Genomic DNA, 13,237 nt, shown 5'->3' on the forward strand with positions numbered 1-13,237 from the left:
AATGAACGTCGGGCTGATTAATTTGTTGTTGCGGTCAATCCGGCGGTTACCAGCGCCTTCAACGACGCATCGAACTGTTTCAGCGCGGTCAGTTGCAGGTCCCGTTGCTGTTCGATTTGCGCGGCGATCTCGGGCGCGGTCTTGTCATGCACCCACACCGATGGCAGTTGTTTCTCCACCGCGCCTTCGGCCTTGCCGATGTACTGCAGGCTGGCGTCGTAGAACCGTGCGGCAAAACGCGCCTCGACCCGGTCGTTACGCCGGGTCAGCAGTTGGTTGTGGGTATCGAGCATCACCACCACATCGGGATGGGCCTGCACCAAGGCATCGAGATTGTCGTAGACCGTCACCGACACAAAGGTGTGGTGAAGTGAACTCATCAGCCAATCGATGGCCAGGTCCGGATCGGAGCTGTTGACGAACGCCTGGCGAATCCGCGCATCCAGTGCGTTTTTCGCGCCGTTCAACGCGACCGAGTGGTATTGCTCAAGGTATTGCAGGTTTTCCACGGTGTTTTCGCTGTACAGCACCCCGACCGTCTGCCCGTATTGCAACCCGCCCTGGCTCCCCGTGATGGGCGACAGATGGCAGGCGCGCGCGTCCTCGGCGTAGGCCGATGCGGTGGATGCAACACTGCCCAGCAACAGGGCAATCACAGCCAGTCGGGTCAAGATTTTCATCGCGCAGGTTCCTTGAGCAGCGTGTTCAATGCAGGCAATTTTCCGCCTTTGCGCAAAAAACAGAACTTGCGATTCTTGATGGTGACTATTGATTGAACCAATAGTGTGGCGGCGGGGTTCCCGCGGGCGAAAAAAAGCCCGGCTCGACCGGGCTTTTCACGTCAAGGCAACAGGTATTGCGTTTATTGAACGTTCTTCAGCTTAACCACATCACCGGAAATCTTGGTGGTGTAACCCGTCAGGACCCACGCCCAGAACCAGCGCTCCTGCACCTGTGTGTTGATCATGGCATCGCCGCCTTTGGCCTTGATTGCCTCGTCCTGTGCGCGCACAAAACGACTGTTCTGACGGATCGGGATGATGCCAAACAACAACAGGCCGGTGGCGCTCGCTTCACTGTGGCCCAGCACTGTGTACTGACTGCTGTCGTAATGCTGGGTATTCATCGGGGCACTGTTGCAACCGGCCAGTACCAGACCGAACAGGGTAACGGCAGCCACTTTACTGAGGTATTTCACTGAACAACTCCAGAGGGGGAACGCCCGAGATCAATTCTCGGGTGGTGCGCATCCTAGCGAAAATGATGCCTCATTGACATCACCCTTGAAGCTGACCACAGCAATAGTGTTCAGTTGGCGCAAATTTACCGGTCTATGGCGCATACATTGCTGTGGCGACAGCTGCAATCAGCGGATAGTCAGACGCTTTATCAAGGAGAGAAACAATGGTCACTTGCTACCTGAAATACGTGCTCGACCCATACCAGCTCGACGCTTTCGAGCACTACGGCAAGATGTGGATTCCCCTGGTGGAAAAGTTCGGCGGCCAGCACCATGGCTACTTTTTACCGTCGGAGGGTGCCAACAACATCGCCCTGGCGCTGTTCACCTTCCCCAGCCTGGCGGCGTACGAACATTACCGGCAGCAGTCGATGAACGATCCAGAGTGCATCGCAGCCTTCAAGTACGCCGAGGAGAAGAAATTCATCCTCAGCTACGAGCGTTCATTCATGCGGCCGGTGTTTGGCGAGCAGGCGCGCTGAGTCAGCCTTTTTGCAGATCCAGGCAATAGGTGTAATAACCGGGGTCGCGCACCCAGCCCAGGGATTCATACAGACGCTGGGCGGTGAAGTTGTCGGTGGCGGTTTCCAGGGTCATGCCTTTGCCACCGGCCAGCTTCGCAAAATCCCGGGCGGTGTTCATCAGCAAGGTGCCGACGCCTTTGCCCCGGGCGGCGGGCGTGGTGAACAGGTCACCGAGCAGCCAGGTGCGATGGGCGTCGATCGAGGAAAAGGTCGGGAACAGCTGGACGAAGCCGAGGTTTTCACCAGCGCTGTCCTGGGCAAGAAAAATCACCGATTCATCCCGGGCGAGCCGCTCGGCGATGAAAGCGCGCGATTGCGAAAGGTTAGACGGCTGCTTGTAGAACATCCGGTAGGCGTCAAACAAAGGGGCGATCTGGTCGATGTGCGATGCCTCGGCGCGCAGGGCCTGAATAGCCATGAGGGTGCTCCATTGCGGTCTCAAGGAATTACAGACTAGCAATGGCAACGGAACTGCGAGGTAAAAATTTCTGAATGCTCCGCCGTCCACTGAGGGAGCGAGCTTGCTCGCGATGGCGGTGGATCAGTCGACATTGACGCTGACTGACACTCCGACATCGCGAGCAAGCTCACTCCCACATTAGATTTCCACATTGGATTGCGGATTGTAGTCAGACCCGCACGTTACGCCCCGGCAGCGAAGTACGCTGTCTGCTTTCCCAGCCCTCGACCAGCCCCACCGGCACATCCGCCGACGGCAACATCTGCACGCCACGCACCAGATCAGCGGCGCGCTCGGCGAGCATGATGGTCGGCGCATTGAGGTTGCCGTTCGGCTCGGTCGGGAACACCGACGAATCGATTACCCGCAGACCGGCGATGCCACGCACGCGCAATTGGGAATCGACCACCGCCATGTCGTCCTCGCCCATGCGGCACGAACCGCACGGATGGTAGGTGCTTTCCAGGTTGTCGCGCACGAACGCGTCGAGGTCTTCATCGCTGGTCACTTGCGCCCCCGGGGCGATTTCGCCGTCGCGGAAGCGGTCCATGGCTTTCTGGCCGATGATCTCGCGGGTCAGGCGAATGCAGCGGCGGAAACCTTCACGGTCCTCTTCCCGCTCCAGATAGTTGAAGCGGATTTCCGGATGCTCGTACGGGTCGGCCGAGCGAACCCGCACGTAACCACGACTTTTCGGTTTGTTCGGCCCGGTGAGCACCATGAAGCCGTGGCCCTTGATCGGCTTGTTGCCGTCGTAGCGCATCGCCGCCGGCAGAAAGTGGAACTGGATGTCCGGCCAGCGCAGGCCCTTCTCGGAGCGAATGAAACCACCGGCCTCGAAATGGTTGGTGGCGCCCAGGCCGTCCTTGAACAGCAGCCAGCGCAGTCCGATCATCAGCTTGCTCAGCGGATCCATCTTGCTGTTGAGGGTCACCGGTTCCTTGCAACCGAACTGGATGTACACCTCGGCGTGATCCTGCAGGTTCTCCCCTACCCCCGGCAGGTCATGGCGTACGCCGATCCCGGCCTTGCGCAGGACATCCGCCGGGCCGATGCCCGAGCGTTGCAGCAGGTGCGGCGAGCCGATCGGCCCGGACGAGATCAGCACTTCGCGATTGCAATACACCTGGTGGGTCTGGCCACCGTGGTCATACATGACTCCCACCGCACGCTTGCCTTCGAGGATGACCTGACGCGTCATCGCATGGGTGATCACCGTCAGGTTCGGACGGCCCATGGCCGGGCGCAGATAGGCGTTGGCCGTGGAGCATCGCACGCCGTTCTTCACAGTCATGTGCATGGCACCGAAACCCTCCTGCATGTAGCCGTTGCAGTCTTCGGTCTTGATGTAGCCCGCTTCCGCGCCGGCTTCGACCCAGGCACCGTACAGCGGGTTTTTCATGTGATTGCCATTGGTGGTGTGCAACGGCCCGGTTTGCCCGCGATAGCTGTCGCCGCCCGACTCGTAGCTCTCGGCGCGCTTGAAGTACGGCAAGCAGTTGCGATAGCCCCAGCCTTCGGCACCCAGGGATTCCCACTCGTCAAAGTCCAGTGCATGGCCACGGATGTACACCAGGCCGTTGATCGACGAAGAGCCGCCGAGCACCTTGCCCCGTGGGCAGTGAATGCGCCGGCCATTGAGGTGGGTCTCCGGCTCGGTCTCGTAGCGCCAGTTGTACTTTTTGGTGTTCATCGGGATCGAGAATGCGCTCGGCATCTGGATCACTACGCTCTTGTCACTGCCGCCGAATTCCAGGACCAGCACCGAGGTGGCCGGGTCTTCGCTCAGGCGGTTGGCCAACACACAACCTGCCGAGCCTGCGCCAATGATGATGTAGTCGTATTTTTGCGTAGCCATTTTTTGCGTGGTCATGACTATCTCCCGACCGTTGATTCAGTGAATACCGGCAGTGGTTGCTGCTTGTGGGTCAGCGTGTCGCCAGTGGTGTATTGCGGGGAGGTCTTTTCGATCTGCTGGATAACGGCTTCTTCGCGCTTGAGGTCGATCGAGCGGCTCAGCCAGTAGTACGCCAGTCCCGACACGATCAACCCCACCAGCCAGGCAATGTCGATGCTGCCCAGCGCCTTGGCGAGCGGGCCGACATACACCTCGCGCTGCTCAACGCCATCGAAGATGTAGAAAAACGGGATCATCGAGATAAAACCGATGGCATAGGCTGCGATACCGCGCAGTCCCCAGCTGCCGTAAATGTTGCCGTGGGGCATGAAGAAGTGCGGGATGGCGTAGCGGCCCTTGCGCACGAAGAAGTAGTCGGTGAGGTTGACCGAGGTCCAGGGCACCAGGAAGTACAGCATCACCACCAGGTAGATCCCCAGTACTGACAGGCCTTTGCCGGAACTCTGGATGCTCAGGGCCACGCCCAGTTGCAGCAGGATCACGAAGCCGATGGCCAGGATGCGTGCCTTGCGGGTTGGCTCGATGTGCTTGATCGAGTCGACGCAGGTCAGCGTGGTCAGCTTGGCGCTGTAGATGTTCATCGCGATCACCGGCAGGAACGCCAGGATGGTGACGACCACCACCGCCGTGCCCACCAGCGGCGACACGGTGTTGCCGACTTGCCCGAGGGCCACCAGCACGTCAGTGGAGTGCAGGTGATCGGCCAGCCAGCCACCCACGGAAATCATCCACGCACCGGACAGCGACGCCCCAAGGAACACCACGGCAATCAGCTTGCCGCTGGAAGTATTCTTCGGCAGGTAGCGCGAGTAGTCCGACACATAAGGCGCATAGGCGATGTTGTAGCTGGCGGCCGCCGCAAACTGCGCGATGAAACCGGTCCAGTTGAAACCCAGCGGCTCCCGGGCCACTTCGCCCGCCGCCAGCGCCGGCATTACCGCGTCCGGCACCCAACCCATCAACACCGCCACGGTGACAAGGCCATACAGCGGCAGCGACAGGAACAACGCCCATTTGAAGCTGCGGTGCATCCAGTCATGGCCGAGAATCGCCAGTACCGCCGCCGGTATGGTCACCGCCACCGCGATCACTGCGGGGTTGAAGCCGAACAGCGTGTGCAGCCCCTGCATCATCAGCACCAGGTTGACGATGTTGAAGCCGGCGAACACGAACAGCGTCGCCAGCAGCACCAGGATCACCCCGCGATAACCGAACTGCGCGCGGGACTGGATCATCTGCGGCAGGCCAAGGTGTGGGCCCTGGGAGCCGTGAAACGCCATGAACAACGTGCCGAACATGATGCCCAGCGTACCGGCGAGCGTGGTCCAGAGCGCGGTCAGGCCGACGCTTGGGCCAACGAAACCGATGGTCATGGTGAAGAAGGTGAAATTGCCGAGGAACCAGAACGGGCCCTGGCTCGACAGTTTGTCGGTGCGCTCGTTCTCGGGAATGAAATCGATCGAATGCCCCTCGACGACGGATTTTTCGTCGAGGGCGGACACGCTCGTGGCGGACTTGGCGTTAGTGTTCATGACGGACTCTTATTGTTGGAAGATCATGACGAGATAACCGCGTTCTTTCGGGTGAACGACGCCCGGGAGCTTCCTTGCCGTTCCCGTTTTTTCAAAGGCGCCGATGGCGCAAAACCTGTAGGAGCGAGCTTGCTCGCGATGGACGCCAACGATAACGCTGGCAACCTGACACCCCGTGTGTTCCCGGGTTCATCGCGAGCGAGCTCGTTCCTACAGAGATCAGTCGTCAGCCTGGCAGCGTGATCCAGACTGCCTTGGTTTCGAGCAGGTAATCGAGCTGCTCGGCGCCCAGGTCCTTGCCGAATCCAGACTGCTTGTAGCCACCGAACGGCATCGACGGATCGAGGGTGCCATGGGCGTTGACGTAGACCGAACCGGCCTTGAGGCGCGGGATCAGGTTGTGCACTTTCCCAAGGTCGTTGGAATACAGTGCGGCAGCCAGGCCGTAAGGCGAGTCGTTGGCCAGGGCCAGCGCCTCTTCTTCATCGTCGAACGGTGCGGTGACCAGCACCGGGCCGAAGATCTCTTCCTGGACAATGCGCATGTCGTTGCGGCAGTGGGCGAAGATGGTCGGCTCGACGAAGAAGCCGGGGCCATCGACCGGTTGGCCGCCGTAGACCAGTTCGGCGCCTTCGGCCTTGCCGGTTTCTATGTACTCGGTCACGCGCTGTTTTTGCAGCGCCGAGACCAACGGGCCGATGAAGCAGTCCGGGTCCAGGCCCGGGGCCATTTTCAGAGTGCGTGTGTAGGCGATCAGCTCACGCAGGAACTCGTCATAGACACTGCTATGAATATAGGCCCGCGTACCGGCGTCGCATACCTGCCCGGAGTTGAAAAACACGCCATTGGCGACTGCTTGGGCGGCGGCCGGGATGTCGGCGTCGGCACAGACGATGACGGGTGATTTACCACCGAGTTCGAGGGTCAGCCGCTTCATGTCATCCAGCGCTGCGCGGCCGACAGTCTGGCCGACCGGGGTCGATCCGGTGAAGGTCAGTTTGTCGATGCCGGGATGGGTGGCCATGGCCGCGCCGACCACGCTGCCGCGCCCGGTGACGATGTTGATCACGCCGTCAGGGATGCCCGCTTCCTGCACCAGTTCAGCGAAGCGCAGGGCCGACAACGAGGTCAACTCGGCGGGCTTGACCACCACGGTGCAACCGGTGGCCAGCGCCGCGCCGAGTTTCCAGGCCATGGTTTGCAGCGGGAAATTCCACGGCACGATGGCGCCGACGACCCCCACCGCTTCTTTGCGGGTATAGGCCAGATAATTGCCCGGCAGCGAAGGTTCGACGGTACGCCCGTGCAACTTGGTGGCCCAGCCGGCGAAGTAACGCAGGGTATCGACGGTGCCCTGGATGTCCACGTCCTTGGCAAAGGCAACCGATTTGCCCATGTCGATGGATTCGATTTGCGCCAGTTCAGCAGCGTTCTGTTCGATCAGGTCGGCCAGGCGCTGCATCATGCGCTCGCGCTCGGCCGGTTTGGCCTGACGCCAGGCGCCGCCGTCGAACTGGGCGCGGGCGGCTTGCACGGCGCGGTCCAGATCATCGGTAGTGCCCATGGGAATGCGGGTGAGCAGGCCTTCGGTCGAGGGCTCGATAACATCGGAGGTTTCGCCGTTGCTGGCCTCGACCCAGGCGCCGCCGATAAACATTTTCTGGACCTTGCCGAGGAAGGTCTGGGTGGCTTCGCTGACGCCGAATTTCTGCAGATAACTTTTGACGATCGTGTCCATTTTTGTTCTCTCTGCCCGGCAGTCAGGGCCTGCCGGGTCACTGGTTTCGATGATCAGGCTGATGCGGTTTCGCTTTCGGCGGCCGCCCGCACCTTGCCTCGCTCGTGGAAGATGAAACCGATGCTGTTGAGCAGCAGTTGCGCAGCAAGAATCGACGTCATGCCGGTCGGGTCGTAGACCGGTGCCACTTCCACCAGGTCCATGCCGACGATGTTGCCTTTGCTGCGCTTGGCCAGGGCCTGGATGATTTCCAGCACTTCGTAGTAGAGGAAGCCGCCGTGGCTCGGGGTGCCGGTGCCGGGGGCGATGGACGGGTCGAAACCGTCAATGTCGATGGTGATGTAGTAGTTGATGTTCTGCGGGATCAGCGCCAGCACGCCTTCGACGCCGAGACGACGCACGTCGCGCACCGAGAGGATTTTCGAGCCGGCTTCATGGGCCGCTTCGTAGTCGTCGCGGTTGGACGACGATACGTTGCGGATGCCCATCTGGGTCATGCCGACAATGTGGTTCATTTCCGAAGCGCGGCGCAGCGGGTTGCCGTGGCCATAGCGAACACCGTGGCGCTCGTCGACGAAATCCAGGTGCGCATCGAAGTGAATGATGTGGATCGGGCCGCGGCCTTCGAAGGCCTTGATCACAGGTGCGTGCACCGAATGGTCGCCGCCGAGAACAACCGGCATGACACCAGCGTCGAGGATCTTGCGCACGGCGTATTCGGTGTTCTTGTTGCTGGTGGCCATGTCGGTGTGGACGATGTCGGCATCACCAACGTCGACCATGCGCACGTCCGATGCGGTGAGGTACATCACGTCATCTTCGTGATCGTAGGCGCCGGCGTGGCCGAAGGAAAACAGCGTCGATGCTTCACGAATCCCGCGTGGTCCGAAGCGTGCGCCGGAGCGCCACTGGGTGCCCATGTCGTTGGGCACGCCAAGCACCGCGACGTCGGCATCCAGAGCATCCCAATCGGTGCACACCGGGGATTTGCCAAAGGTGCAATGACCCACGAATGGCAGGTTCAGGCGACCGGATTCATAACCGTTGTTCGACATTTCTAGCCTCTCCACTTCTTGTTATCGGCTTGACGGACTGCAAGGCGACCGCCGTTGGAAAGACTATGGGCGCAGGTTTTCGTGGAAAAAATGCTAAACATCAGATACTCATATCGGCATTCCCGATGCATCCATATGCCGGAGGTTCAAGATGATCCAGCTGCACGACGTCGACCTGAAACTGCTCAGAGTGTTTGCCACGATTGTCCGCTGTGGCGGTTTCTCGGCCGCGCAGGCAGCGTTGAACGCCGGGCAGTCGACCATCAGCGAACAGATGACCCATCTGGAAACCCGGCTCGGAGTCAAACTCTGCCAGCGCGGGCGCAGCGGCTTTCGCCTGACCGAACAAGGGGTGGCGATTCATGAAGCCACCCAGCGCCTGCTGTCGGCGGTGGAAAACTTCTGCATGGACGCCGACGTGCTCAAGCAGCACATCAGCGGCAAGCTCAACCTGGGGATCATCGACACCACGATCACCGACCCCGACTCGCCGATCCCGCGCACCACACAGCGCTTCGTTTCACGGGGCCATGACGTGCACCTGAACGTATACGTCGGCACCCCGGCGGAACTCGAAGAGCGGGTGCTCGACGGTCGCCTGCACCTGGCCATCGGGCACTTCCCGATCCATGTGCCGGGCCTGTTGCAATCGCCGCTGTACCAGGAAGCCCTGGGCTTGTATTGCGGGCGGCGACACCCGTTGTTCGGCAGCCAGGCCGAGGGCGCCGAGCTGCTCGAAGAGGTTGGCGCGGGGCGCATCGTCGTGCGTGGCTACATGCAGCAATACGACCTGGAACACCTGGGTATCACCAAAGCGGCGGCCACCGTGGACAACATCGAGGCGTCGGCCATCCTGATCATCTCCGGCGCTTATGTGGGTTTCCTGCCGGAGCACTTCGCCAGCCAGTGGGTGAAAAGCGGCGAGATGCACCAACTGGCACCTGCAAGCCTGCGTCTGAAATCGCCGTTCGACGTGATCACCCGTCGCGGCACGGCACCGCCACCGATCCTCCAGGCCTTCCTCGAAGATCTGGCCGCCAGCGCCCGTAAAACCGGCCAGCGGTGATGTGACACTCGCCAAACTGAAAATTTGCCGGGCATACTGATTCAGTTCGCCAACCTTGCAGGCCCGTCATGCGCATCCACGTCACCTTCATCGACCGCGTCGGAATCACCCAGGAAGTGCTGGCCCTGCTCGGTGGACGCAGTTTCAATCTGGACGCCGTCGAGATGGTGCCGCCGAACGTCTACATCGACGCCCCGACCCTCGGCGCGGACGTGCTCGAAGAACTGCGGGAGGCGCTTTTCGACGTCCGCGGCGTGCAAGCGGTGACCATGGTCGACATCCTCCCGGGGCAACGCCGGCGCCTGCAACTGGACGCCTTGCTGGCCGCCAGTTCCGACCCGGTGCTGGCGGTGGATGACCGAGGTCATGTGCTGCTGGCCAACCCGGCGCTGATCGCCCTCTGTGGGCGCGAACCGGCCGGTGAATCGCTGACCGCGCTGTTCGACGATGCCGATCTGCAACGCACCTTGATCGCTCACCATTTCCGCCTGCCGATGCACGAGGTCAGTCTCGGTGGCCAGACGTTTCTTCTCGATGCGATGCCGATCACCGACGCCGGCGCCCTGCTCACCCTGTATCAACCCAATCGCATCGGTGAACGCCTGTCGGCGCTTCACCATGACCATGCCGAAGGCTTCGATGCGCTGCTCGGCGAATCACCGCCGATCCGCGCGCTCAAGGCGCGTGCGCAACGGGTGGCGGCCCTCGATGCACCGCTGTTGATCCAGGGCGAAACCGGCACCGGCAAGGAGCTGGTGGCCCGCGCCTGCCACGCCATCAGCCCACGGCACGACGCGCCTTTTCTGGCCCTGAACTGCGCGGCACTGCCGGAGAGCCTGGCCGAGAGCGAGCTGTTCGGCTACGCCCCCGGCGCCTTCACCGGCGCGCAACGGGGCGGCAAGCTCGGCCTGCTGGAACTGGCCGACCAGGGCACGGTGTTCCTCGATGAAGTCGGGGAAATGTCGCCCTACCTGCAAGCCAAGTTGCTGCGTTTTTTGAGCGATGGCTGCTTCCGTCGGGTCGGTGGCGATAAAGAGGTCCGGGTCAATGTGCGGGTGCTCAGCGCGACCCACCGCGACCTGGAAAAAATGGTCGCCGAAGGGCGTTTTCGCGAAGACCTGTTCTACCGTCTCAACGTGCTCAACCTGCAAGTACCGCCGCTGCGCGAGCGCGGTCACGACATCCTGTTGATGGCCAATCACTTCATGCAACAGGCCTGTGCGCAGATCCAGCGACCGGCGTGTCGTTTGGCACCGAGCACCTTCAGCGCCCTGCTCGGCAACCGCTGGCCGGGCAACGTGCGGCAACTGCAAAACGTGATCTTTCGCGCGGCGGCGATTTGCGAAAATCCGCTGGTGGACATCGACGATCTGGACATCGCCCGCACGGCGGTAGAGCGGCAGAACGACGGCGAAGTTGGCAGCCTGGAAGAGGCTGTGGGCGACTTTGAGAAGACCCTGCTGGAACAGCTTTATCGCAGCTATCCGTCCAGTCGGTTGCTGGCTGCACGACTGCAGACGTCCCATAGCGCCATTGCCATTCGCTTGCGCAAGTACGGCATTCCCGCCAAGCCCTGAGTGATCTGTCGGAACACATTGTCACCGACAACACATTCCCCTGTGGGAGCGAGCTTGCTCGCGATGAGACCGTGTCAGTCGATATCAATTTTGCCTGTCACACCGCAATCGCGAGCAAGCTCGCCCCCACAAGGAATCAGTGGCGTTGCTGAGTTCTTCGTCTGCAAATCGATACAGCGTAGCGAAATCAAGACAACCCCTTCCGCGCCAGCAATCACGGCGCTTGCCCCCAAGGCCATAGCTGTTTGTATTGAATTCAATACGAGTGAGATGTCAAAAACTCTACTTAAACAACTTAACCTGTTGATTTAAAACAAATAATTAACCTTGGCACCGCCCTTGCTATGACTCCTCCAGCCCCGCTCGTCGCCCCGCCACGAGCCTTAAAACAATAAGGAGTTGATATGAGCCAATTGCGTTTTACCGTCGATCACGAATGGCTGCAGCTTGAGGCCGATGGCCTGATTACCGTGGGCATCACCGCATTTGCCCAGCAGGCGCTGGGGGATGTGGTGTTCGTTCAGGTGCCTGAATTGGGCGCCTTCGCTGCCGGCGCTGAAGTATCGGTGCTGGAATCGGTAAAAGCCGCCAGCAGCATCGGCATGCCACTGGATGGTGAAGTGGTCGAAGTGAACGCCACGCTGGAGAGCTCCCCGGAAATGGTTAACGAAGATCCGCTGGGCGAAGGCTGGTTTTTCCGTTTCAAACCCGCCGATGACGACGCCATCCACGACTTACTGGATCAGGACGCCTACGAGCGCCTGACCGCAGAACACGCCGACGCCTGAAGCCCTCGCCATCCACACAAGGACCACACCATGTTCAGCAAGCACGACCAGATCAAAGGCTATGACGACGAACTGCTGGCGGCGATGAACGCCGAGGATGCGCGGCAGGAACACCATATCGAACTGATCGCCTCAGAGAACTACACCAGCCAGCGGGTGATGGAGGCACAAGGCAGCGGCCTGACCAACAAGTACGCCGAAGGCTATCCGGGCAAGCGCTATTACGGCGGCTGCGAGCACGTCGATGTGGTCGAGCAACTGGCCATCGATCGCGCCAAACAACTGTTCGGCGCCGATTACGCCAACGTCCAGCCGCACTCCGGCAGCCAGGCCAATGCCGCGGTCTACCTGGCCTTGCTGCAAGCCGGCGACACCGTGCTCGGCATGAGCCTGGCCCATGGCGGTCACCTGACCCACGGCGCCAAGGTGAGTTTTTCCGGCAAGCTGTACAACGCCGTGCAGTACGGCATCGACACCACCACGGGCCTGATCGATTACGACGAAGTCGAGCGCCTGGCGGTCGAGCACAAGCCGAAGATGATCATCGCCGGGTTCTCGGCCTATTCGAAGACCCTGGACTTCCCGCGCTTTCGCCAGATCGCGGACAAGATCGGTGCGTACTTCTTCGTCGACATGGCCCACGTCGCCGGCCTGGTGGCCACGGGTCTGTACCCCAATCCCCTGCCCTACGCCGACGTGGTCACCACCACCACCCACAAGACCCTGCGCGGTCCACGTGGCGGGCTGATTCTGGCCAGGGCCAATGCGGAACTGGAAAAGAAGCTCAACGCCGCGGTGTTCCCCGGCGGCCAGGGTGGCCCGCTGATGCACGTGATCGCCGCCAAGGCCGTGTGCTTCAAGGAAGCGCTGGAGCCCGGCTTCAAGACCTATCAGGCGCAAGTGATCCGTAACGCCCAGGCCATGGCGCAGGTGTTTATCGAGCGCGGTTATGACGTGGTGTCCGGCGGCACCGACAACCATCTGTTCCTGGTCAGCCTGATCCGCCAGGGCCTGACCGGCAAGGACGCCGACGCCGCCCTCGGTCGCGCCGGCATCACCGTGAACAAGAACGCCGTGCCCAACGATCCGCAATCGCCGTTCGTGACCTCCGGCCTGCGCATCGGTACGCCGGCAATCACCAGCCGTGGCTTCAAGGAAGCGCAAAGCATTGCGCTGGCCGGCTGGATCTGCGACATCCTTGATCATCTGGGCGATGCCGATGTGGAAGCTCAGGTCGCTCAACAAGCTGCTGCCTTGTGCGCGGACTTCCCGGTCTATCGCGACTGACCACACAACACCCCCCTTGTAGGAGCGAGCTTGCTCGCGAAGAACCCAAAGG

12 protein-coding genes are annotated in these 13,237 nt (G+C 61.1%); 5 read left to right on the forward strand and 7 right to left on the reverse strand.

Annotated features, from left to right (window positions below; all coding sequences use genetic code 11):
- Positions 1 to 17: 17 nt before the first annotated feature.
- Both AC3WTM_RS18040 and AC3WTM_RS18045 read right to left on the reverse strand, forming a co-directional pair.
- A complete protein-coding gene (locus AC3WTM_RS18040; RefSeq protein WP_102670495.1) occupies positions 18 to 680 on the reverse strand; it encodes an ATPase in 663 nt (220 codons plus the stop codon).
- A 182-nt stretch (positions 681 to 862) separates the two neighbouring features.
- Entirely contained in the window at positions 863 to 1,198 is a 336-nt protein-coding gene (locus tag AC3WTM_RS18045) for a hypothetical protein (protein ID WP_090456550.1), read from the reverse strand.
- A 206-nt stretch (positions 1,199 to 1,404) separates the two neighbouring features.
- On the opposite strand from AC3WTM_RS18045, the gene AC3WTM_RS18050 reads away from it, so the two are divergent.
- Positions 1,405 to 1,722 carry an NIPSNAP family protein gene (locus AC3WTM_RS18050; protein WP_102670496.1) on the forward strand — a complete coding sequence of 106 codons (318 nt, stop codon included), beginning with the start codon at positions 1,405 to 1,407 and terminating at the stop codon, positions 1,720 to 1,722.
- Position 1,723: 1 nt separating this feature from the next.
- Here the strand turns inward: AC3WTM_RS18050 and AC3WTM_RS18055 are convergent, their stop codons facing one another.
- The 5 genes from AC3WTM_RS18055 to speB form a co-directional block, all read right to left on the reverse strand.
- The gene (locus AC3WTM_RS18055; RefSeq protein WP_102670497.1) at positions 1,724 to 2,182 is read right to left on the reverse strand and encodes a GNAT family N-acetyltransferase; all 459 of its coding nucleotides are present in this window, start codon (positions 2,180 to 2,182) and stop codon (positions 1,724 to 1,726) included.
- A gap of 211 nt (positions 2,183 to 2,393) precedes the next feature.
- Positions 2,394 to 4,082, reverse strand: coding sequence for a choline dehydrogenase (gene betA, locus AC3WTM_RS18060; protein WP_102670558.1), 1,689 nt, complete (start codon positions 4,080 to 4,082; stop codon positions 2,394 to 2,396).
- Between the two features lie 17 nt (positions 4,083 to 4,099).
- Entirely contained in the window at positions 4,100 to 5,674 is a 1,575-nt protein-coding gene (locus tag AC3WTM_RS18065; RefSeq protein ID WP_102670498.1) for a purine-cytosine permease family protein, read from the reverse strand.
- Positions 5,675 to 5,900: 226 nt separating this feature from the next.
- Positions 5,901 to 7,412 carry an aldehyde dehydrogenase family protein gene (locus AC3WTM_RS18070; protein WP_102670500.1) on the reverse strand — a complete coding sequence of 504 codons (1,512 nt, stop codon included), beginning with the start codon at positions 7,410 to 7,412 and terminating at the stop codon, positions 5,901 to 5,903.
- A 53-nt stretch (positions 7,413 to 7,465) separates the two neighbouring features.
- Positions 7,466 to 8,467 carry an agmatinase gene (gene speB / locus AC3WTM_RS18075; protein ID WP_057714206.1) on the reverse strand — a complete coding sequence of 334 codons (1,002 nt, stop codon included), beginning with the start codon at positions 8,465 to 8,467 and terminating at the stop codon, positions 7,466 to 7,468.
- Between the two features lie 151 nt (positions 8,468 to 8,618).
- Here speB and AC3WTM_RS18080 point away from each other — a divergent pair, with 151 nt between their 5' ends.
- The 4 genes from AC3WTM_RS18080 (at position 8,619) to glyA (ending at position 13,185) form a co-directional block, all read left to right on the forward strand.
- Positions 8,619 to 9,533: a LysR family transcriptional regulator gene (locus AC3WTM_RS18080; protein WP_102670501.1), complete on the forward strand. Its 915-nt coding sequence runs from the start codon at positions 8,619 to 8,621 to the stop codon at positions 9,531 to 9,533.
- A gap of 68 nt (positions 9,534 to 9,601) precedes the next feature.
- Positions 9,602 to 11,110, forward strand: a complete 1,509-nt coding sequence (gcsR, locus tag AC3WTM_RS18085) for a transcriptional regulator GcsR (protein WP_102670502.1) — start codon at positions 9,602 to 9,604, stop codon at positions 11,108 to 11,110.
- A gap of 404 nt (positions 11,111 to 11,514) precedes the next feature.
- Positions 11,515 to 11,898, forward strand: a complete 384-nt coding sequence (gene gcvH / locus AC3WTM_RS18090; protein WP_102670503.1) for a glycine cleavage system protein GcvH — start codon at positions 11,515 to 11,517, stop codon at positions 11,896 to 11,898.
- 30 nt (positions 11,899 to 11,928) lie between these two features.
- Positions 11,929 to 13,185, forward strand: a complete 1,257-nt coding sequence (glyA, locus tag AC3WTM_RS18095) for a serine hydroxymethyltransferase (protein WP_102670504.1) — start codon at positions 11,929 to 11,931, stop codon at positions 13,183 to 13,185.
- Positions 13,186 to 13,237 lie beyond the last annotated feature (52 nt).

The sequence above is a fragment of the Pseudomonas sp. EU05-FHT14B02 genome (assembly GCF_058791055.1).